General features: G+C 65.1%; 17 protein-coding genes. 10 read left to right on the forward strand and 7 right to left on the reverse strand.

Translation table 11 applies throughout. The features are described from left to right. Nucleotides 1-174 precede the first annotated feature (174 nt). From recF to L1787_RS21520, 6 genes are all read right to left on the reverse strand, one after another. A complete protein-coding gene (gene recF, locus L1787_RS21495; protein WP_235711165.1) occupies nt 175-1,299 on the reverse strand; it encodes a DNA replication/repair protein RecF in 1,125 nt (374 codons plus the stop codon). Nucleotides 1,300-1,309: 10 nt separating this feature from the next. Beyond that, complete coding sequence (gene dnaN, locus L1787_RS21500; RefSeq protein ID WP_235711166.1) at nt 1,310-2,428, reverse strand: DNA polymerase III subunit beta; 1,119 nt, start codon at nt 2,426-2,428, stop codon at nt 1,310-1,312. Between the two features lie 108 nt (nt 2,429-2,536). Continuing rightward, nucleotides 2,537-4,006: a chromosomal replication initiator protein DnaA gene (gene dnaA / locus L1787_RS21505; RefSeq protein WP_235711167.1), complete on the reverse strand. Its 1,470-nt coding sequence runs from the start codon at nt 4,004-4,006 to the stop codon at nt 2,537-2,539. Nucleotides 4,007-4,140: 134 nt separating this feature from the next. Then, nucleotides 4,141-4,572: a rhodanese-like domain-containing protein gene (locus tag L1787_RS21510; protein WP_235711168.1), complete on the reverse strand. Its 432-nt coding sequence runs from the start codon at nt 4,570-4,572 to the stop codon at nt 4,141-4,143. 951 nt (nt 4,573-5,523) lie between these two features. Continuing rightward, nucleotides 5,524-5,787, reverse strand: coding sequence for a 30S ribosomal protein S20 (gene rpsT / locus L1787_RS21515; protein WP_235711169.1), 264 nt, complete (start codon nt 5,785-5,787; stop codon nt 5,524-5,526). Nucleotides 5,788-5,872: 85 nt separating this feature from the next. Then, nucleotides 5,873-6,649, reverse strand: a complete 777-nt coding sequence (locus tag L1787_RS21520) for an enoyl-CoA hydratase (protein ID WP_235711170.1) — start codon at nt 6,647-6,649, stop codon at nt 5,873-5,875. Between the two features lie 177 nt (nt 6,650-6,826). Between L1787_RS21520 and zapE the strand changes: the two genes are divergently transcribed. The 6 genes from zapE (at nt 6,827) to sucD (ending at nt 12,802) form a co-directional block, all read left to right on the forward strand. Beyond that, a complete protein-coding gene (gene zapE / locus L1787_RS21525) occupies nt 6,827-7,942 on the forward strand; it encodes a cell division protein ZapE (protein WP_235711171.1) in 1,116 nt (371 codons plus the stop codon). Nucleotides 7,943-8,026: 84 nt separating this feature from the next. Next, nucleotides 8,027-8,989, forward strand: coding sequence for a malate dehydrogenase (gene mdh, locus L1787_RS21530; RefSeq protein ID WP_235711172.1), 963 nt, complete (start codon nt 8,027-8,029; stop codon nt 8,987-8,989). Between the two features lie 115 nt (nt 8,990-9,104). Then, complete coding sequence (locus L1787_RS21535; protein WP_235711173.1) at nt 9,105-9,443, forward strand: invasion associated locus B family protein; 339 nt, start codon at nt 9,105-9,107, stop codon at nt 9,441-9,443. A 207-nt stretch (nt 9,444-9,650) separates the two neighbouring features. Then, the gene (gene sucC / locus L1787_RS21540) at nt 9,651-10,844 is read left to right on the forward strand and encodes an ADP-forming succinate--CoA ligase subunit beta (protein WP_235711174.1); all 1,194 of its coding nucleotides are present in this window, start codon (nt 9,651-9,653) and stop codon (nt 10,842-10,844) included. Between the two features lie 119 nt (nt 10,845-10,963). Continuing rightward, a complete protein-coding gene (locus L1787_RS21545; RefSeq protein ID WP_235711175.1) occupies nt 10,964-11,818 on the forward strand; it encodes a sulfotransferase in 855 nt (284 codons plus the stop codon). A gap of 75 nt (nt 11,819-11,893) precedes the next feature. Next, nucleotides 11,894-12,802, forward strand: a complete 909-nt coding sequence (sucD, locus tag L1787_RS21550; protein WP_235711176.1) for a succinate--CoA ligase subunit alpha — start codon at nt 11,894-11,896, stop codon at nt 12,800-12,802. Between the two features lie 50 nt (nt 12,803-12,852). On the opposite strand, the gene L1787_RS21555 is transcribed toward sucD, so the two are convergent. Beyond that, the gene (locus L1787_RS21555; RefSeq protein ID WP_235711177.1) at nt 12,853-13,455 is read right to left on the reverse strand and encodes an exopolysaccharide biosynthesis protein; all 603 of its coding nucleotides are present in this window, start codon (nt 13,453-13,455) and stop codon (nt 12,853-12,855) included. 212 nt (nt 13,456-13,667) lie between these two features. Between L1787_RS21555 and L1787_RS21560 the strand changes: the two genes are divergently transcribed. From L1787_RS21560 to L1787_RS21575, 4 genes are all read left to right on the forward strand, one after another. After that, on the forward strand, nt 13,668-14,111 hold the full coding sequence (locus L1787_RS21560; protein WP_235711178.1) for a DUF1810 domain-containing protein: 444 nt from the start codon (nt 13,668-13,670) through the stop codon (nt 14,109-14,111). Nucleotides 14,112-14,201: 90 nt separating this feature from the next. After that, nucleotides 14,202-17,150: a 2-oxoglutarate dehydrogenase E1 component gene (locus L1787_RS21565; protein WP_235711179.1), complete on the forward strand. Its 2,949-nt coding sequence runs from the start codon at nt 14,202-14,204 to the stop codon at nt 17,148-17,150. Nucleotides 17,151-17,300: 150 nt separating this feature from the next. Further along, on the forward strand, nt 17,301-18,863 hold the full coding sequence (odhB, locus tag L1787_RS21570) for a 2-oxoglutarate dehydrogenase complex dihydrolipoyllysine-residue succinyltransferase (protein ID WP_235711180.1): 1,563 nt from the start codon (nt 17,301-17,303) through the stop codon (nt 18,861-18,863). A 33-nt stretch (nt 18,864-18,896) separates the two neighbouring features. Next, nucleotides 18,897-20,399 carry a sulfotransferase family protein gene (locus L1787_RS21575; RefSeq protein WP_235711181.1) on the forward strand — a complete coding sequence of 501 codons (1,503 nt, stop codon included), beginning with the start codon at nt 18,897-18,899 and terminating at the stop codon, nt 20,397-20,399. The last annotated feature ends 97 nt before the right edge of the window (nt 20,400-20,496 follow it).

The following is a 20,496-nucleotide window of genomic DNA, read 5'->3' on the forward strand; positions in this document are numbered from 1 at the left end:
ATGCCCGTGCGATCCGGCACGAAGCCGGAATAGGCCGGGCGACCTTCTTAGTGCGAGCGCGCGATATAGCCCTTCCCGCCGCGTATGGCAACCATAGCGCGCCGAGAAGATGCCGTCAGGCCGCGTGCGCCGCTGCGCGATCCGGCGGATGGCGGTGCAGGGCGGTCCGCCCGCCTAACCCGTCTCGCCTGCGGGAGCGATCACGCCGGCCTCGACATGGAAGCGGTCGGCCCGGTCGCCGAGGGCGGTGAAGAGGGACGGATCCGTGCCCGTCATGAAGGTCTGCGCGCCGAGACCGTCGAGCGTGTCGTAGAGGGCGGCGCGGCGGCCGGGATCGAGATGGGCCGCGACCTCGTCGAGGAGGAGGACGGGCGCCTCGCCGGTCGTGCGGGCAACGAGCGCCGCATGGCCGAGCACGATGCCGATCAACAGCGCCTTCTGCTCGCCGGTCGAGGCGAGGGCGGCGGGCATGCTCTTCTCGACATGGGTGACGTCGAGATCGGCGCGATGCGGACCGATGAGCGCCCGGCCGGCGGCGCGATCCTTCTGGCGGTTTTCCGAGAGGGTGAGGGCGTAGAGCACCTCGTCATGCTCACCGATCTCGCCGACGACGGAGACGATGGCGCGCGGAAAGTCGGCGCCGCCATTCTCGACGCGGTTCATCTGCGCAACGTTCAGCTTGGCGACGAGTTCGAGCCGCGCCCGGCCGATCGCGGCGCCATGCTCGGCCATCTCGCGCTCGACGGCGGCGAACCATTTGGGATCCGACACGCCGTCCTCGAACATGCGATTGCGCTGACGCATCGCGCGGTCGAACGCGTTGGAGCGGCGGCCATGTCCGGGATAGAGGGCGAGGGCGAGCCGGTCGATGAAGCGGCGCCGGTCCGAGGTTCCGCCGGTGAAGAGACCGTCCATCGCCGGCGTCAGCCAAAGGACGCGGAGGCGATCGGTGAGATCGTCGACCTTGGCGTCTTCGCCATTGATGCGCACCTGGCGGCTGGTCGCGTAGGCGGCGAGGCCGGTGCCGATGGTGGTCTCGTCACCGTCCTTCTCGACGCGGGCATTGACCGTCCAGCCGCCGTCCCCGCCTTTGCGGGCCATCTGGCCATAGGTCGCGCGGCGCAGGCCCCGGCCAGGGGAGAGGAGGGAGATCGCCTCGAGGATGTTCGTCTTGCCGGCGCCGTTGGGGCCGGTGAACACGACGTGTCCCGCCTCGGCCTCGAACCGCGCGGCCTCGTAGTTGCGGAAATTCGTGAGCGCCAGCCGCTTCAGGCGGACGGCGCGTGCCGGGTCGGCCACGAGCGTCGCATCACACGCGCATCGGCATCAGGACATAGAGCGTCTTCGCCGCGTCCCCGTCATGGATCAAGGTCGGCGAGCCGGGGTCGGCGAGTGCGAAGGTCGCGTTCTCGGAACCGAGCTGACCCGTGATGTCGAGAAGATATTTGGAGTTGAAGCCGATATCGATCGGCTCGGAATCGAAGTCGACGACGAGCTCGTCGGTCGCCGAGCCGGAGTCCGGGTTCACCACCGACAGGGTGAGCGTGCCGTCCGCGAGCGAGAGCTTCACTGCGCGGCCGCGCTCCGACGAGACGGTCGACACGCGGTCGACGGCGGAGGCGAAATCCACCCGGTCGACCTGCATGATCTTGGTGTTGTTCTTCGGGATCACGCGGTCATAATCGGGGAAGGTGCCGTCGATCAGCTTGGAGGTGAGGACGACGCTGCCGAAGGTGACGCGGATTTTCGTGTCGGACAGCTCGACCGCGATTTCACCGTCAGGATCGTCGAGCAGGCGCTGGAGTTCGCCGACGGTTTTGCGCGGAACGATGATGCCGGGCATGCCGATCGCGCCTTCGGGGGCGGGCATCTGGGCCTGGGCGAGGCGGTGACCGTCGGTCGCGACGGCGCGCAGCATCTTGATGCCGTCGACGTCGATCGAGTGGAAATAGATGCCGTTCAGATAATAGCGCGTCTCTTCGGTGGAGATCGCGAACTGCGTGCGGTCGATCAGCCACTTGAGATCGCCGGCGGCGAGCTTGAAGCGGTGCGTGAACTCGCCGGCCGTGATGTCCGGATAGTCGCTCTCGGGCAGCATCTGGAGGGCAAAGCGCGAGCGGCCTGCCGACAGTGTCATCGTCGACCCGTCGGCATTGGTGTCGAGCGAGATGCGGGCGCCTTCGGGAATCTTGCGCACGATGTCGTGCAGCATATGGGCGGGCACGGTGATGGTGCCCGGCTGGTCGACCGCCGCCTCGACCGTCTCGACCAGTTCGAGATCGAGGTCGGTCGCCTTCAGCGTGAGCTGAGCGCCGTCCGCCTTGATGAGGACGTTCGAGAGGATCGGGATCGTATTGCGCCGCTCGACCACACGCTGGACATGGCTGAGCGGCTTCAACAGATGGGCCCGTTCGAGGGTCGCACGCATAACAATTCCGTCGGAAAAGGCGCGGAGGCTCTCCGCTGGGCGCTTACGTTGAACAAGAAAGAGCCGGGCATGCAAGCCCGGCTCGTGCGTCCTGGACGCCTTTCGGTCCTACTGATCGAGGAGGCGCTTCAGAGTCTCAATATCCTCCGCGACTTGGGGATCGCGGTCGATCATCTCCTCGACCTTACGGACGGCGTGGAGAACCGTGGTGTGATCGCGATTTCCGAATCGGCGGCCGATTTCCGGGAGCGAACGCGGGGTCAGCGTCTTCGACAGATACATCGCAATCTGGCGTGGGCGAACGATGACGCGGGTCCGGCGGGCCGACACGAGATCCTGACGCGAGACACCGAAATGCTGCGAGGTCACGCGCTGGATGTCCTCGATCTTCGGGCGGCGCGTTTCGCGGGCCTTCAACAGGTCGCGCAGCGCGATCTCGGCCATCTTGAGGTCGATCGGCGTCGAGGTGAGCTGGTTGTGCGCCACGAGGCGGTTCACCGCGCCGTCCAGGTCGCGACCGTTGGTCGTGACCGATCGGGCAACGAAGTCAACGACCTCGTCCGGGAAAACGAGCTGGTCGAAGATCTCCTTCTGCGCCGCGATGCGGTGCTCGAGGATGTGGCGGCGCATCGAATAATCCGGCACGTCGAGTTCGACGAGGAGGCCACCGCCGAGGCGCGAGCGAACCCGCGGCTCGAGGCCGTCGAGATCGTTGGGCGCGCGGTCGGCCGCGATCACCACCTGCCGCTGCGAGTCGACGAGCGTGGTGAGGGTGTGGCCGAACTCCTCGTGCACCTTGGTGCCGTTGAGGAATTGCAGGTCATCGATGATCAGAATGTCGATTTCGCGCAGGACGTCCTTGAAGGAGAGCGTGCTCTTGTTCCGGATCGCCTGGACGAACCGATACATGAAGTATTCGGCGGTGAGGTAAAGAACACGGCGATGCGGATTTGCCGTGCGCACCGAATTCGCGATGGCTTGAAGGAGATGTGTCTTGCCGAGACCCACCGCTGCGGAGATGAACAGCGGATTATAAGGAACGCGATCGCCGGGCTGCGCGTCGGCCACCTTCTTCGCGGCCGCGACGGCGAGTGCGTTGGAGGGGCCCTCCACGAGATTATGGAAGGTGTACCGCGTTTCGAGAGGGGAGCCTTCGAGACCGCCGGAGAGATTGGAGCTGGTCGGAACCGGCGTGTCGGCCTGGCGATGCGGGGCGGGGCTCGCCTGCGGAGCGGGGCCCGCGCGGTTCGGTGCGGTCGCGCCGGGCTGCTGCGCGGCCTTCGGACGCAGCGCGCCACGCACCTTGAACCGGACCTCGGTCAGGCTGGAGTCCAGCTTCCGGAACCGCTGGAGAATCTCGGGTCCGTAATTGTTTTGCGTCCAATGCCGGATGAACGGCGTCGGCGTCGACAGCACGACGACGGTCCCGGCAAGGCCCTCGAACTCGATCCGCTCAAACCACGACGTATAGATGTCCTCGCCGTGGGCCGCCCGCAGTTCGGCCTGAATGCGCTGCCAAAAGGCACGACCCGCATCAGCCTCGTCTTCGCTGAATGTCGAAGGCACTAGGGCTGTCATTCCTCACAATCTCCTTTCTAATCCCTAAGCGTAGGGCTCGGCTTTGTCCCGGTCACACGGACACACCTCACCGGTCCGGCGACCGGGTGCGCCGGGGGGATCTCGTCTGTTCTACTGATTACGCGCAGTATTCGTTAGGATTGCCGCCAAGGAAGGTTCGACGCCTTCCAACCGGCGCGCTGTCCGCGATGCCCGTTACCGTCCGGCGGCCCTTCGAAGCCGTCTTGGATGTTGTAGCACCGTTCATAACCCATTGAATTAGCAAGTTTTGCCGCAGCCAAACTGCGCACGCCGCTGCGGCAAAGGAAATAGAGCGGAGCGGACCGGTCGGGACAGGTCTCGCTCAGCGCGGCGCCGAATTGGGGTTGCACGTCCATCGTCGGAAAGGTCTGCCACTCGATGAGCACCGGGTCGGATTCGGTCTCGGAGAGATCGGGCAGGCCGACATAAGTCCACTCGGCGCGAGTCCGCACATCGACGAGCCGTGCGCGCGGATCGGACTTCAGCGCGGCATAGGTCTCGCCAGGGGTGGCATCGGAGACGGGGGTGTCCGAGGTTGTGGACATCGACAAAGCTTCCTCATTCGGACAATTCAATGTCCGGCGACCTTGGACGAAATGGCTAAGGTGATCGGGTGTTTAAGCCGTCGGGCTCGTGAACGCTAGGTCACCATCATGACCATGATGCATGACTGCGTCTCGCAATCAGTACGTGCAATCAAGGTCATGGTTTAAACCCTCTTCAGAACTTCACTCAGCCCTTCATGGTGGCCGAGCCATTTATTCCTGGAGGCATCGGGCTGCCCCGTCGGTGGAGTGAATGAACCACGCGGCGGCGTTGGGAGCAAGTCCAAATGGTGGGTTGACATTAACGTCAGTCTTCGAAAATGCCGCAATTCCTGTGGCGTTTTGCGGTAAACGAATTAAAAAACACCTTGCAATGCAGGTAGTTCGTTCATGATCCGGTAAGGTGCGCAGAAAGTGCGGTAAGCGCCCTGAAAAAATTCACTTGACTTTCACATAACCTACATAAAAGCCGGCTAACAAATGCAACCTTAGGTAACATGTTGATATTGCTGACAATTTTCTAGCCGATCGCGGCGAAAAGTGCATTTCGCGCAGAATCAAGTGCCCTGTATCGTCCACAGGGATGGGTAAATCCCAGGACAGCGTGGAAAAGCGAATCGGGCCATTCCATTTCGCAGCGCATTGAGGCAGCCGCGAACACCACAAACGCCGGCGTCTCCCCGAACGGTTTCGACCGTTCCGCTAGGCCAAGCATGCGAACGCGCCGGGCGCGATCTTGCCTGTCGTCTCGATGTCAGTCGGGGAGATAGGAGCCACGTCGCATTCGACAAGTCGAAAAAACGACGGCTCGGTGCGCCACTTCGTCAACTCGGGAACATGGCCGAATGGCCGCCGGAGCGAGAGGGTGGCGGGGCGGGCGCAACACAATCGGTCGCGGCCCGCCTAGCGTTGACGGTCGGCGCCAGCATGCCGGCGTCGACGGGCGTCGTGTCAGGCGAGGGCCTTCACGCGCTGCGCGAGGCGGGACATCTTCCGCGAGGCGGTGTTCTTGTGAAGGATGCCCTTCGTCGCCGCACGCATGATTTCCGGCTGCGCGGTCTTCAATGCGGACTGCGCGGCGGTCTTGTCGCCGGACAGGATCGCCTCTTCGACCTTGCGCACGAAGGTGCGCATGCGCGAACGGCGCGCGGTGTTGATGTCGGTCCGCTTCTTCAGCTTGCGGACCATCTTTTGGGCGGACTTGGTATTAGCCATCTACTCTTCCGTTGAGCGGTCGGCACACGTTCCGACCAAAGGATTGACCCGCGCGCCTAGCTTGTCCTCGACAAATGGTCAAGTCTTATCGGTTCTTAAAGGCCGCTTTCCGCTTTTCTGCGAAGGCGGCCATGCCCTCTTTTTGATCGTCGGTCGCGAACAGGGCATGGAACAGGCGGCGTTCGAATTTGACGCCTTCGGCGAGCGAACCCTCGAAGGCGCGGTTGACGCTTTCCTTGGCGGCGACGAGCGAAGGATGCGATTTTTCCGCGATCGCCGTGGCGACGGCCTTGGCCTCGTCCATCAGGGATGCGGCCGGGACGACGCGGGCGACGAGCCCGGAGCGTTCCGCTTCGTCCGCATCCATCATCCGGCCGGTGAGGATCAGGTCCATCGCCTTCGCCTTGCCGATCGCGCGGGTGAGGCGCTGCGTGCCCCCCGCGCCCGGCATGACGCCGAGATTGATCTCGGGCTGGCCGAACTTGGCGCTGTCGGCGGCGATGATGAGATCGCACATCATGGCGACCTCGCAACCCCCGCCGAGCGCGAAGCCCGAAACCGCCGCAATCAGCGGCTTGCGCATCGTTCCGATGCGGTCCCAGCTCGAAATGAAGTCATTCATATAGGCGTCGGTGAAGGACAGCGACGCCATTTCTTTGATGTCGGCCCCGGCGGCGAAGGCGCGCTCCGAGCCGGTGAGGATCATGCAGCCGATCGCGGGATCGGCGTCGAACGCGCGCAGCGCCTCGACCGTTTCGTCGACGAGCTGCGCGTTGAGCGCGTTGAGCGCCTTCGGACGGTTGAGCGTCACGATGCCGACCGCGCCGTCGCGCTCCGTCAAAATGGTCTCGTAGTCCGCCATGGCGTTCTCCGCGTTCAGAACGGTCTGGTAGAGCGAGGACGCGATGCTTTCAAGCCGTCGGTCGACGTGACAGAGGCCGCGTCAGGCGCTATCCGCGTCGAAAACCGCGATGAGGACCGATGACCGTTCCATTCTCCGCTGCCGCCGCCCGCTTCGCGCCAGCCCCCGGATACGCGCATGGCTGATGCCCGCCCGACGACGGTCATCGCCCGCTATGAGAGCCTGGTGCGCCATGACGAAATGAAGCGCGATGCGGCGCAAGTGGCCATCGCGCACCGGCTCGATTCCGTCGTCGACGATCTGCGCGAGGAGGCCGCCGGCCGGCTCACCCGCTTCCTGCGCCGGCGCAAGGCCAAGGCGGTGCGCGGCCTTTATGTCTGGGGCTCGGTCGGCCGCGGCAAGACGATGCTGATGGACCTCTTTTATCAAGCGGTCCCCATCGAGGCGAAGCGGCGCGTCCACTTCAACGACTTCATGGCCGACGCGCACAATCGCATCGCCCGTTTGAGGAGCGAGACGTCGGACGATGCCGTGCTCGCCTGTGCCGAGGAGATCGCCGACGAGGCGCGCGTCCTCTGCTTCGACGAGTTCGCCGTCACCGACATTGCCGACGCGATGATCCTGTCGCGTCTGTTCGCCCGGATTTTCGAGAAGGGCGTCACGCTCGTCGCGACGTCGAATGTCGCGCCGAACGACCTTTATGATGGCGGGCTCAACCGGCAGCTCTTCGTGCCGTTCATCCGCCTTCTCGACCAGCACGTCGAGGTCGTCCGCCTCGACACGCCGCGCGATTATCGGCTCGACCGGCTGGAGGACCACCGCGTCTGGTTCCAGCCCGGCGATGTCGGCTTCGAGCGGCTTTGGCGCGCGCTGCTCGGCGATCGCGAGGCCAAGCCCACCGAGGTGCCGGTGAAGTCGCGCAAGGTCCATGTGCGCCGCGCGGCCGGCGGGGTCGCGCGATTCTCGTTCGCTGAATTGTGCGAGGCGCCGCTCGCGGCGGTGGATTTCCTCGCGCTCGCCAAGCGCTTCCATACGATCTTTCTCGAGGGTTGCCCGGTCATGACGCCGGCCCAGCGCGAGACGGTGCGGCGCTTCATCGTCCTCATCGATGTCCTTTATGATCAGAAGGTTCGCCTCGTCGTGACCGCCGCGGCCGAGCCCGACGGGCTGTTTCAGCCGGGTGAGGGTGGGGCGCGGGAGGAGGCGTTCGCCTTCGCCCGGACGGCCTCGCGACTCTATGAGATGCGCTCGGCGAGCTACCTTCACGATGCGGAAACGACGCCGCTCACTTGATCTGGCCTTGCGAATGCGGCTTGAACGGCGCGGACGAACGCGCTAGGCCGCAATCGCCGCACTCAACATGCTTTTGGAATGCTCATGTCACGCTCAAAGATCGCCCTCATCGGATCGGGCCAGATCGGGGGCACGCTCGCCCATCTCGCCGGCCTCAAGGAACTGGGCGATGTCGTGATGTTCGACATCGCCGAGGGCACGCCGCAAGGCAAAGCGCTCGACATCATGCAGTCGTCGCCGATCGATGGCTTCGACTCCGCGCTGTCCGGGACCAATGACTATGCCGGGATCGCCGGCGCCGACGTCGTCATCGTGACGGCCGGCGTGCCGCGCAAGCCCGGCATGAGCCGGGATGACCTGCTCGGCATCAACCTCAAGGTCATGAGCCAGGTGGGCGAGGGCATCAAGACCCACGCCCCGAACGCGTTCGTGATCTGCATCACCAACCCGCTCGACGCGATGGTCTGGGCGTTGCAGAAATTCTCGGGCCTGCCGGAGAACATGGTCGTCGGTATGGCCGGCGTTCTCGATTCGGCGCGCTTCCGCACCTTCCTCGCTCAGGAATTCAATGTCTCGGTCGAGGACGTCAGCGCCTTCGTGCTCGGCGGCCATGGCGACACCATGGTGCCGCTGACCCGTTATTCGACGGTCGCCGGCGTTCCGCTGCCCGACCTCGTGAAGATGGGTTGGACCACGCAGGAGCGCCTCGATGCGATCGTCCAGCGCACCCGTGACGGCGGCGCCGAGATCGTCGGCCTCCTGAAGACCGGGTCGGCCTTCTACGCCCCCGCCGCGGCGGCGATCCAGATGGCCGAGGCCTATCTGAAGGACAAGAAGCGCGTCCTCCCGGCCGCGGCTCACCTGTCCGGCCAGTTCGGGATCAACGATCTCTATGTCGGCGTGCCGGTGGTGATCGGTGCCGGTGGCGTGGAGCGGGTGGTCGAAGTCGAACTCCAGGGCTCCGAGAAGGACAATTTCGACACCTCGGTCAACGCGGTGCGCGGCCTGCTCGAAGCGTGCCGCAATATCGATGCGAGCCTTGCATAGGCTGGCATTGCTGGTGGCTGCTACGCTCGTGACGACCTCCGTCCGGGCAGAGGGGCCCAGTTGGTATGTGAAGGCGGGGCTCGATGGCCCCGTCGCCCAATGGGGGATCCCCCAAATGGACGCCGTCGGCTTCGAGGTGATCTGTGACGGGCCAGGCAATCTGGTGCTCCGTCCGGCCCTCTTTTCCGAAACCGCACTCGATGAACGACCGAACGTCCGTTACGACGTCGACGGCGAGGCGTACACGCGGCCGGCCAGCATGGACGTGACCGAGCGCGAGGGCTACTGGCAGGCGGCGAGCCACGTGAGTCGCGAAGATCCCCTCATCGACGCGCTGCGCCGCGGCTCGGCACTCACCTACGATTTCTCACCACCCCGGCGTGACGGCGACGCGTTCACCTTGTCGCTGTCCGGCTCCGCCAACGCCATCGACGAGGTGCTGGCCCAATGTTGAGCGTGGGTCACGCTCCAGCGGGCCGCCCATGCGAACATCGGCCGACCGGCCGGTGTGTTCCAAATCCGATCCGACGACGTCTGACCGAACCCCGGCCCGGCGTCGTCTTTCCTTTTCAAAGCCCTTGCTCGAGCCATCCCTTCCGCCATGTGGCGAGGGTGTCGTTCGGTGAGGCGTCGGCCACATCCATGATCTGCGGGAGCCACCATGAACATCCATGAATACCAGGCCAAACAGCTTCTGAGCGGGTTCGGCGTGCCGGTGGCGAAGGGCGTCGCCATCACGTCGGCCGCCGAGGCGGGCGCCGCGGCCAAGCAGCTGCCCGGACCGCTCTACGTGGTGAAGAGCCAGATCCACGCCGGCGGGCGCGGCAAGGGCAAGTTCAAGGAACTCGGCCCGGACTCCAAAGGCGGCGTGCGCCTCGCCAAGAGCATCGAAGAGGTCGAGGCCTTCGCGAAGGAAATGCTCGGCAACACGCTCGTCACCAAGCAGACGGGTCCGGCCGGCAAGGTGGTCAACCGCCTCTATATCGAAGACGGCGCGGACATTGCGCGTGAACTCTATCTCTCGCTCCTGATCGACCGCACGGTCGGCGAGGTCGCCTTCGTCGTGTCGACCGAAGGCGGCATGGACATCGAGGCCGTCGCCGAAGAGACGCCGGACAAGATCGTCACCGTGCCGATCGATCCGGTGGCCGGCGTGACCGACGCCGACGTTGCCAAGCTGCAGCAGGCGCTGCTGCTCGAAGAGCCGGCCAAGGGCGAGATGGCGACCCTCGCGCGCCAGCTCTACAAGGCGTTCACCGAGAAGGACATGAGCCTCCTCGAGGTGAACCCGCTGATCGTGATGGAGAACGGCCACCTGCGCGTCCTCGACGCCAAGGTCTCGTTCGACGGCAACGCGCTCTTCCGCCATGCTGATGTCGTCGAGCTGCGCGACCTCACCGAAGAGGACGCCAAGGAGATCGAGGCGTCGAAATACGACCTCGCTTATGTCGCGCTCGACGGCAATATCGGCTGCATGGTGAACGGCGCCGGCCTCGCGATGGCGACGATGGACATCATCAAGCTCTACGGCGCCGAGCCCGCGAACTTCCTCGATGTCGGCGGCGGCGCGTCGAAGGAGAAGGTGACGGCGGCGTTCAAGATCATCACCGCGGATCCGAACGTCGAGGGCATCCTCGTCAACATCTTCGGCGGCATCATGCGCTGTGACGTGATCGCAGAGGGCGTCGTCGCGGCGGTGAAGGAAGTCGGCCTCAAGGTGCCGCTGGTGGTGCGCCTCGAGGGCACCAACGTCGAGCAGGGCAAGGCCATCCTCAACGATTCCGGCCTCGACATCACCTCCGCCGACGATCTCGACGACGCGGCGCAGAAGATCGTCGCCGCGGTCGGAAAGTAACAGACCGTGCCGTTCGGCCTCGCACGCCCGTTCATCGCCCGTGGCGCTTCGGCGCCGCGCGCGATCGCGCGTGCGTGGCCGGCGACGGGGATCCGGGCGCCCGACAAAGGGGGCGTGCGATGAAGCCGACCTTCATTTTCGGCATCGGCGCGCAGAAGGCCGGCACGACCTGGCTGCACGACCAGCTCCGCCGGCATCCGCGCTTCGCCTTCCCGTTCCACAAGGAGCTGCACGTCTTCAACGTGCGCTATTGCCGTGATCTGTGCGGCCAGTTTCTCGACCGCCGCGTGCTCTCGCTGCTGAAGAACGACTATGCGGAGCGGGCGGCCGGCACCAAGAAGCTCGAAGAGGTCGACGAAGAGATCGGGCTGATCATCCGCGCGTTCGTCTACGACGAAGATTATCTGAAGATCTTCGCGCCGAGCCGGCTCGGCCAGTATGCCTTCACCGGCGATTTCTCGACGCTCTACACCCTCCTTCCGGTGGAGGGGTTGCAGCGGATGCGCGATGTCGTCGAGGGCGCCGGATATGCGCCGTGCGTCATCTTCCTGATGCGCGATCCGATCACCCGATATTATTCCGCGCTGCGGATGCTCGACACGACCGAGGCGACCGAGAAGGCGTTCGCGCGCTTCACGCCCTCGCTGGAGCGCCCGTTCCACCGCGCGAACGGCGCCTATGACGAGATCATCGAGCGGCTCGAGACGGTGTTCGCGCCGGACGAGATCCTCTATGGCCTCTACGAAAACCTCTTCAACGACGCGTTCGCCGCGCGCGTGCGCGAATTCCTGACGATCAAGCATTTGCCGATGCACTACGCCAAGCGGGTGAATGTCAGCCGTGACGGCTCGCCTCTGACCGAGGAGATGGTCGAGGCGGCCGTCGACGTCTATCGCCCCGTCTACGCGTATTGCGCCGAGCGTTTTCCCGAGACCGCCGAACTGTGGCCCTATGCGAAGAGGGCCCTCGCGTGAGCGAGCTCGGCACATCATTCCGTCCGAACGGCCCGTCAGCGCGCTGACCGGCCTCCGCCGCAACTGGAGCCTTCCATGTCCATCCTCGTCGACCGCAACACCAAAGTCATCGTGCAGGGGCTGACGGGCCGCACCGGCACCTTCCATACCGAGCAGGCGCTCGCCTATCACGGCACGCAGATGGTCGCCGGCGTCCACCCCAAGAAGGGCGGCGAGACGTGGACCGGCGCCAACGGCAATGCCGGACCGCTGCCGATCTACACGACGGTCGGCGAGGCCAAGGAGGCGACCGGCGCCACCGCGAGCGTCGTCTACGTGCCGCCCGCGGGTGCCGGCGCCGCGATCATCGAGGCGATCGAGGCCGAGGTTCCGTTGATCGTCTGCATCACCGAGGGCATCCCGGTGATGGACATGGTCAATGTGAAGGCGAAGCTCGAAGGCTCCAAGAGCCGGCTTCTCGGCCCGAACTGCCCCGGCGTCCTGACCCCGAACGAGTGCAAGATCGGCATCATGCCGGGCTCCATCTTCCGCGACGGTTCGGTCGGCATCGTGTCGCGCTCGGGCACGCTCACCTACGAGGCGGTGTTCCAGACCTCCGCCGAGGGGCTCGGCCAGTCGACCGCGGTCGGCATCGGCGGCGACCCGGTGAAGGGCACCGAGTTCATCGACATGCTGGAGATGTTCCTCGCCGACGACGAGACCCAGTCCATCATCATGATCGGTGAGATCGGTGGTTCGGCCGAAGAGGAGGCCGCGCAGTTCCTCGCCGACGAGGCGAAGAAGGGCCGCAAGAAGCCGATGGTCGGCTTCATCGCCGGTCGCACGGCGCCTCCGGGGCGCACGATGGGCCACGCCGGCGCGGTGATCTCCGGCGGCAAAGGCGGCGCCGAGGACAAGATCGCGGCGATGGAAGCGGCCGGCATCACGGTGTCGCCGTCCCCCGCGCAGCTCGGCAAGACCCTGTCGAAGGTCCTGAAGGGCTGATCGATCCGGCATGACGCGCCTCGCCCCGAGGGACGAGGCGCGTCATGCGGTCAGAAGATCGCGAAGAGGGTGCCGAGCGTCGCAAGACCCATGGCATAGCCGATGAGGGCGAAGAGCCCGTCATGGGCGATCATCGCGAGGCCGAAGGCGACGATGCCGAAGGCCGGCGCGGTGACGCCCCAAGGCACGAACTCCAGCGGAAACATCACGATCGCGAGGACGCCGCTCGCGCCGAGCAGCAGCGCGTTTTGCAGGCGTCCCTCGGTGAGCACCGTGAGGCGGCGTTTCAAAAGGTGGTCGATCCACCGCGTCATCCGCCGGCCACGCTTGATGCCGGCCTGGAAATTGCGGCGCGAGACACCGAGATTCCCGATGAGGTCCGGCAACCACAAGGTCCCGCCGCCGATCACCGCGTTGACGATCGTGCCGAGGATCATGATGCTGACGACCATCGAGATTCCCGGCACCGCACCGATCGCCGGAAGCGCCGCGATCAGCCCGAGCATCGTGATGACGACGCCGGTGGAGCGCGCGCTGAAGGTGGCGAGAATGTCGTTCAGGGAAACCTTGTCGGTCTGTCCGGCGGTCGCGAGGCGATCCATCACGTCGTCGAGCGAGGTCTCCTCGCTGCCCCTCCAGCGGCTCGCAACCATTCAGTATTCTCCCGGTCCTATCCTGTCGTCGGTCGTGCGTGGCGCGATCCGGGCCAGCCGTGCCGGCCGATTCAGCGCGTTCGGACGGCGAGGGGTCGCCGGATCGTATCGTCGCACCCACATAGGGAATGCGTGAGGGGCGCGTGGGTTGCGTGATCGCTTTGAAGAGCGGGCGCGGTGACGCGCGTCGCACGCAGCAGCCGGAGGAGGCGATGAGCGATCCGTTCGATCTTCAACGTTTCGTCGATGCGCAGGAGGCCGACTTCGATCAAGCTTGCGCCGAGCTGAGGGCGGGGCGCAAACAGAGCCATTGGATCTGGTATGTGTTCCCGCAACTGCGCGAGCTCGGGCGCAGCGCGACGGCAAAACGCTACGGAATCGGGTCATTGGCGGAGGCTGAAGCCTATCTCGCCCACCCGATTCTCGGCCCGCGCCTACGCGTCGCAACGGAGGCTGCGATGGGGAGTGGCGAAACCGATCCAAACCGCCTATTCGGCTCCCCGGACGACATGAAATTCCGGTCCTCGATGACGCTTTTTTCGAGGGCCGGTCCCGACATCCCGGTTTTCCGGGAGGCAATCGACAACTTTTATGCGGGTGTGCCCGACAGCACCACCCTCCAAATGTTGAAGCAGCCTCGCAACGAAAATGCTTGACCGCGGCTGCTTCGCGCAACGTATGCGGTTCAGATCTTCGCGCAAAACCCCTACACTCTAGGGGCAACGCTCAACTCACGGACACCTGCCATGGCCCGCCAGGACGCGAATACCGCGTTTCTCAACTCTTCCTTCCTCTACGGTGGCAACGCCGAGTATCTGGAGCAGCTGTACGCCCAGTATCAGGTCGACCCCAATAGCGTCGACGCGGGCTGGCAGGCCTTCTTCGCCGACCTCAAGGACGACAAGGCCGCCGTCATCGCCGAAGCGAAGGGCCCCGGCTGGCAGCGCAGCGACTGGCCGGTTCCGCTGAACGGCGAGCTCGTCTCCGCGATGGATTCGGATTGGCGTCCGATCGAGGCGCGCGTCAAGGACAAGGTCGCCGAGAAGGCGCAGACGTCCGGCGCCGGCATCAGCGAGGCCGAGCTGCAGCGTGCCGCACGCGACTCGGTGCGCGCGATCATGATGATTCGCGCCTATCGGATGCGCGGCCATTATCACGCCAAGCTCGACCCGCTCGGCATCTCGGGCATCACCGACGAGGAACTGTCGCCCTCCGCCTACGGCTTCACCGAGGCCGATCTCGACCGCCCCATCTTCATCGACAACGTGCTCGGCCTCGAGTTCGCGACCGTCCGTCAGATGGTCGAGATCCTGACGCGGACCTACTGCTCGACGATGGGCGTCGAGTTCATGCACATCTCGGACAGCGCCGAGAAGGCGTGGATCCAGGAGCGGATCGAGGGGCCGGACAAGGGCGTCACCTTCACCCTCGAAGGGCGCAAGGCGATCCTCAACAAGCTCGTCGAGGCGGAAGGCTTCGAGAAGTTCCTCGGCGTGAAGTATACCGGGACGAAGCGCTTCGGTCTCGACGGTGGCGAGGCGGTGATCCCCGCCCTCGAGCAGATCATCAAGCGCGGCGGCAATCTCGGCATTCGCGACATTGCGATCGGCATGGCGCACCGCGGCCGTCTCAACGTGCTCGCGCAGGTGATGGGCAAGCCGCTCCGCGCGATCTTCCACGAGTTCAAAGGCGGCTCCTTCAAGCCCGACGAGGTCGAAGGCTCCGGCGACGTGAAGTATCACCTCGGCGCCTCCTCGGATCGTGAGTTCGACGGCAACCAGGTCCACCTGTCGCTGACGGCGAACCCCTCGCACCTCGAGATCGTCGACCCCGTGGTGCTCGGTAAGGTCCGCGCCAAGCAGGACATGATGAACGACACGGAGCGCTCGCAGGTCCTGCCGCTGCTCCTCCATGGCGACGCGGCGTTCGCGGGGCAGGGTGTCGTCGCCGAGTGTTTCGGCCTGTCGGGCCTCAAGGGCCATCGCACGGGCGGCTCGATCCACGTCATCGTCAACAACCAGATCGGCTTCACGACCAATCCGGGCTTCTCGCGCTCCTCGCCGTACCCGTCCGACGTCGCGAAGATGATCGAGGCGCCGATTTTCCACGTGAACGGCGACGATCCGGAGGCGGTGGTCTACGCCGCGAAGGTCGCCACCGAGTTCCGTCAGATGTTCCACAAGCCCGTGGTCATCGACGTGTTCTGCTATCGCCGCTTCGGCCACAACGAGGGCGACGAGCCGGCCTTCACGCAGCCGAAGATGTACAACATCATCCGCTCGCACCCGACGACGCTGGAGATCTACGCCAAGCGCCTCGTCGACGAAGGCGCGATGACGGCGGACGATATCGAGGCCCGCAAGGCCGAATGGCGCCAGCATCTCGAGGACGAGTTCGAGGCCGGCCAGTCCTATCTGCCGAACAAGGCCGATTGGCTCGACGGGCGCTGGAAGGCGATCAAGCCGTCCGACGATGTCGACGAGCCGCGTCGTGGCTCCACCGGCGTCGCCGAGGACGAGCTGAAGGAGATCGGCGAGAAGCTGACCGAGGTGCCGGAGGGCTTCAACGTCCACCGCACGATCAAGCGCTTCCTCGAAAACCGCCGCAAGATGATGGAGACCGGCAAGGGCATCGACTGGGCGACCGCCGAGGCGCTCGCCTTCGGCTCGCTCCTGCGCGACGGCTACCCGGTGCGCCTCTCAGGTCAGGACGTCGAGCGCGGCACCTTCTCGCAGCGTCATTCGGTGCTCTACGATCAGGAGAACGAGGAGCGTTATATCCCGCTCAACAATGTGGGCGAGGATCAGAAGCGCTACGAGGTCATCAACTCGATGCTCTCCGAGGAAGCGGTGCTCGGTTTCGAGTACGGTTTCTCGCTCGCCGAGCCGAACGCTCTCGTCGCCTGGGAAGCTCAGTTCGGCGATTTCGCGAACGGCGCGCAGGTGGTGTTCGATCAGTTCATCTCGTCGGGCGAGCGCAAGTGGCTGCGCATGACCGGCCTCGTCTGCCTCCTGCCGCACGGCTATGAGGGGCAGGGGCCGGAGCATTCCTCCGCACGCCTCGAGCGCTTCCTCCAGCTCTGCGCGGAGGACAACATGCAGGTCGCCAACTGCTCGACGCCGGCGAACTACTTCCACATCCTGCGCCGCCAGTTGAAGCGCGATCTGCGCAAGCCGCTGATCCTGATGACGCCGAAATCGCTGCTGCGCCATAAGCGTTGCGTGTCGACGCTGCAGGAAATGGGCCTCGATTCGACCTTCCACCGCGTTCTCTGGGACGATGCGGAGGTCGGCCTCACCGGTGATTTCAAGCTGAAGTCGGACGACAAGATCCGCCGCGTCGTGATGTGCTCGGGCAAGGTCTATTACGACCTTCTCGAAGCGCGCGAGGAGCGGGGCGTCGACGACGTCTATCTCCTGCGCGTCGAGCAGCTTTATCCGTTCCCGGCGAAATCGGTGATCAACGAGCTGAAGCGCTTCCCGAACGCGGAGCTCGCCTGGTGTCAGGAAGAGCCGGCGAACATGGGGTCCTGGACCTTCGTCCAGCCTTATCTCGATTGGTGCCTGCAGCAGACCAAGATGCAGAACGATCGTCCGCGTTATATGGGCCGTCCGGCGGCTGCGTCACCCGCGACGGGTCTCGCGGCACGGCACGTGCAACAGATGCAGGCGTTCATCGATCAAGCGTACGGTTGATCGAGGGATGACGCACCCGTTCGCGCCTCCAGTCACTTGCCAGGGGCAAGCGAACGGGTGCACAAGGCAACCGGCGCGGTCGACAGCGCGGCCAACCGCTCCGGTTTCTTCAACACGCGCCGCCGCAACCAAATTGTCCAATAGAGCGCCATGACCGATATTCGAGTCCCCAACCTCGGCGAGTCCGTGACGGAAGCCACCATTTCTCAGTGGTACAAGTCACAGGGCGACGCGGTGGCCGCAGACGAACCGCTGCTCGAGCTGGAGACCGACAAGGTCACAGTCGAAGTACCGGCCCCGGCCGCAGGCACGTTGAGCGAAATCACGGCAAAGAGCGGTGAGACCGTCGAAGTCGGCGCCCTCCTGGGGCAGATCGCCGACGGCGCCGGCGCGGCCGCCAAGCCGGCCGAGAGCCCCAAGCCGTCCGAGGCGAAACCGGCCGAAAAGCCCGCCGAGACCGAGCAGAAGGCCGACACGGCTCCCGCTCCTGCCGCCGCCAATGGCGGCGCGGCGACCGAGGTGAAGGTGCCGACGCTCGGCGAATCCGTCACCGAGGCGACGGTGTCGCAGATCCTGAAGAAAGAGGGCGAGAGCATCGGCGCTGACGAGCCCTTCATCGAGCTCGAAACCGACAAGGTGAGCGTCGAGGTTCCGGCCCCTGTCGCCGGTTCGATCGCGAGCCTCGCCGTCAAGGTCGGTGACACGGTCGAGGTCGGCGGACTTCTCGGCACGATCGCCGCCGGCGCTGCCGGTGCTGCGCCCGCCGCCGCGAAGGCCGAGGCCCCCAAGTCGGACGGGAAGCCCGCCGCATCCGGTTCGGGCAACATGCCGCCCGCGCCGTCCGCGCGCAAGGCCCTCACCGAGGCGGGCCTGTCGGCCGATCAGGTCGACGGCAGCGGCCGCCGTGGTCAGGTCCTCAAGGGCGACGTGATCCAGGCGCTCGAGAAGGGCGTCGCCGCGAAGGCCGAAGCGCCGAAGGCCCCGCCGCGCGCGCCCACTGCCGCGGACGATGCCTCGCGCGAAGAGCGCGTGACGATGACGCGTCTGCGTCGCACCATCGCGCGCCGCCTGAAGGATGCGCAGAACACCGCCGCGATGCTCACGACGTTCAACGACGTCGACATGACGGCGGTGATGGAGCTGCGCAAAGAATACAAGGACGTGTTCGAGAAGAAGCACGGTGTGAAGCTCGGCTTCATGGCCTTCTTCGCCAAGGCGTGCGTACAGGCGCTGAAGGATGTCCCGGCCGTCAACGCCGAGATCGATGGCGACGACCTGATTTACAAGAATTACTACCATCTCGGCATCGCCGTCGGCACGGACAAGGGCCTCGTCGTCCCCGTGCTGCGCGACGCGGACGAGCTGTCCTTCGCAGGCATCGAGAAGACGATCGCCGGTTTCGGCAAGCGCGCGCGTGACGGACAGCTCAAGCTCGAAGAGATGCAGGGCGGTACGTTCACGATCACGAACGGCGGCATCTACGGTTCGTTGATGTCGACCCCGATCCTGAATGCGCCCCAGTCCGGTATTCTCGGGATGCACCGGATCGAGCAACGTCCAGTGGCGATTAACGGTCAAGTTGTGATTCGGCCGATGATGTACCTTGCGCTGAGCTACGATCATCGTATCGTGGACGGGAAAGAGGCGGTCACGTTCCTCGTCCGGGTCAAAGAAGCGATCGAGGATCCGCAGCGGCTCCTGCTCGACCTTTAATCCCGAGGCGAACAAGGCCCTTGGGAGACACGTTTGGAACCTTATTTCGAGGCGCAAGTCGCCCCTGAAGCGCAGCTTCCATACGTCGCAAACGTGAGTTGGCCGCGCAGCGGCCATCATCTCTTCGTGCGATTGCTGCACGGTTATTTCGGCGACCGGTTCGGTTACTGCGAGTATCATGTCCCGCGGCACCGGCCGGACCTTTCCTGCTGCGCGCAAGCGCCGTGCGGGAAGGGCGGGCCGATCTCGATGTCGAAAAATCACGACTTCGAGCTCGATATGCCGGTCCCCGAAACGCCCTTCGTCGTCCAGTATCGCGAGCCGCTGGCGGCGCTGGAGTCGGAGTTCGAGCTCTTCGTTCGCAACGGCAATCCGGACAATGAGCGCGCGTTCGCCGAGTTCGCGCGCAAGCGCGCACGCGTCTATCGCGCCTTCACCGCGAAGTGGGTCGAGCCGGACATGCCGCAGCGCACGCTGGTCGACTATGCCGAGCTTGTGGCCGATCCCGTGGGCACCCTGCGCCGGATGCTGCCACTCTGGGGCGAACGCGAGCCGGACGAGACCCGTCTTGCACAAACCATTCAGTCCGTCCCGCACGTGAGCGTGCGCGGCAGCCGTGTGCACGTGCAGCCGAAGAGCGGCGTCCTCCTCGACCGCAATGTCGAGGCGTTTCGCTATTACGACGCCGCCTTTTTCGACGAGCTGCGCCACATCGCGCTCGAAGCGCCGGTCGAGCCGCTGCCGCAACGGGCGCGGCGGACGGAACTCGCCAAGCCGGCGGTGGTGCGGGCGAACAAGGGCAAGCGCCGTTTCTTCGCCTATGTGCACATTCAAAAAACCGCCGGCACCTCGATGCGAGCCGTCTTGCGCGAGCTCTTCGGTCCGCAACAGGTCTTCTGGCATGGCGAGGACGGGATCCTGAAGGACGCCGTCGAAGCGCAAGGGGAGGACTTCTTCGAGCGCTATCGCCTGGTCGGCGGGCACTTCGATGCGGTCTATCCGACGGTCTGCGCCCCGAACCGGCCGCTCATGATCCTCGGCATGACGCGCGATCCGTTCGAGCAGATCATCTCGCACTACGAATACGTCTATCATCGGCCGGAAAATCCGCTGCACACGACCGAGCCGCTGATCGACCTTCTCGAGGCCGACGCCCGCTTCGCGCAACATTCGCGAAACATCCAGTGCCGGATGCTGAGCGCGAAGCCGCGCGCCCGTGACGCGATGACCTATCTCACGCGTCGCCCGTGCCTGCTCGGCACGGTGCCGGCCTCGCAGGCCTTCGTGGACACCTTGGCCGATATCCTGAACAAGCCGACGCGGGCACTGCCGCGCATCAATGCCGGCTCCAAGGGCTACGAAGAGCGCTATGGCGACCCGAAACTGCGCGCTCTGATCGACCGGATCTCGTTGGAGGATCGTATGCTCGTCGACGCGATCACGGCGAAAGGAGGCGTCTATGCCAATCTTCGCCCGCGGAGCGGGATGATCGCGCCGCTCGGCCACGGCTTGCCGGCCCGCGCGGTCGACGCCTAGCGCACGTCGCCTCCGATCGCGCCTCTACCGAGGTCGCGGCCGATCCGGGTAAGCTGCGCGCGAGAGCGGCGATACGCCACGCGGCCGACATGCCGGC

This window comes from Acuticoccus kalidii (genome assembly GCF_021556395.1).
Taxonomy (GTDB): Bacteria; Pseudomonadota; Alphaproteobacteria; order Rhizobiales; family Amorphaceae; genus Acuticoccus; species Acuticoccus kalidii.

Bases quoted from the DNA above. Each gene is read 5' to 3' on its own strand.
- dnaN (WP_235711166.1), bottom strand. From the start codon at position 2,428: ATGCGTGCGACCCTCGAACGGGCCCATCTGTTGAAGCCGCTCAGCCAT.
- dnaA (WP_235711167.1), bottom strand. From the start codon at position 4,006: ATGACAGCCCTAGTGCCTTCGACATTCAGCGAAGACGAGGCTGATGCG.
- L1787_RS21510 (WP_235711168.1), bottom strand. From the start codon at position 4,572: ATGTCCACAACCTCGGACACCCCCGTCTCCGATGCCACCCCTGGCGAG.
- rpsT (WP_235711169.1), bottom strand. From the start codon at position 5,787: ATGGCTAATACCAAGTCCGCCCAAAAGATGGTCCGCAAGCTGAAGAAG.
- L1787_RS21520 (WP_235711170.1), bottom strand. From the start codon at position 6,649: ATGGCGGACTACGAGACCATTTTGACGGAGCGCGACGGCGCGGTCGGC.
- zapE (WP_235711171.1), top strand. From the start codon at position 6,827: ATGGCTGATGCCCGCCCGACGACGGTCATCGCCCGCTATGAGAGCCTG.
- mdh (WP_235711172.1), top strand. From the start codon at position 8,027: ATGTCACGCTCAAAGATCGCCCTCATCGGATCGGGCCAGATCGGGGGC.
- L1787_RS21535 (WP_235711173.1), top strand. From the start codon at position 9,105: ATGGACGCCGTCGGCTTCGAGGTGATCTGTGACGGGCCAGGCAATCTG.
- sucC (WP_235711174.1), top strand. From the start codon at position 9,651: ATGAACATCCATGAATACCAGGCCAAACAGCTTCTGAGCGGGTTCGGC.
- L1787_RS21545 (WP_235711175.1), top strand. From the start codon at position 10,964: ATGAAGCCGACCTTCATTTTCGGCATCGGCGCGCAGAAGGCCGGCACG.
- sucD (WP_235711176.1), top strand. From the start codon at position 11,894: ATGTCCATCCTCGTCGACCGCAACACCAAAGTCATCGTGCAGGGGCTG.
- L1787_RS21555 (WP_235711177.1), bottom strand. From the start codon at position 13,455: ATGGTTGCGAGCCGCTGGAGGGGCAGCGAGGAGACCTCGCTCGACGAC.
- L1787_RS21560 (WP_235711178.1), top strand. From the start codon at position 13,668: ATGAGCGATCCGTTCGATCTTCAACGTTTCGTCGATGCGCAGGAGGCC.
- L1787_RS21565 (WP_235711179.1), top strand. From the start codon at position 14,202: ATGGCCCGCCAGGACGCGAATACCGCGTTTCTCAACTCTTCCTTCCTC.
- odhB (WP_235711180.1), top strand. From the start codon at position 17,301: ATGACCGATATTCGAGTCCCCAACCTCGGCGAGTCCGTGACGGAAGCC.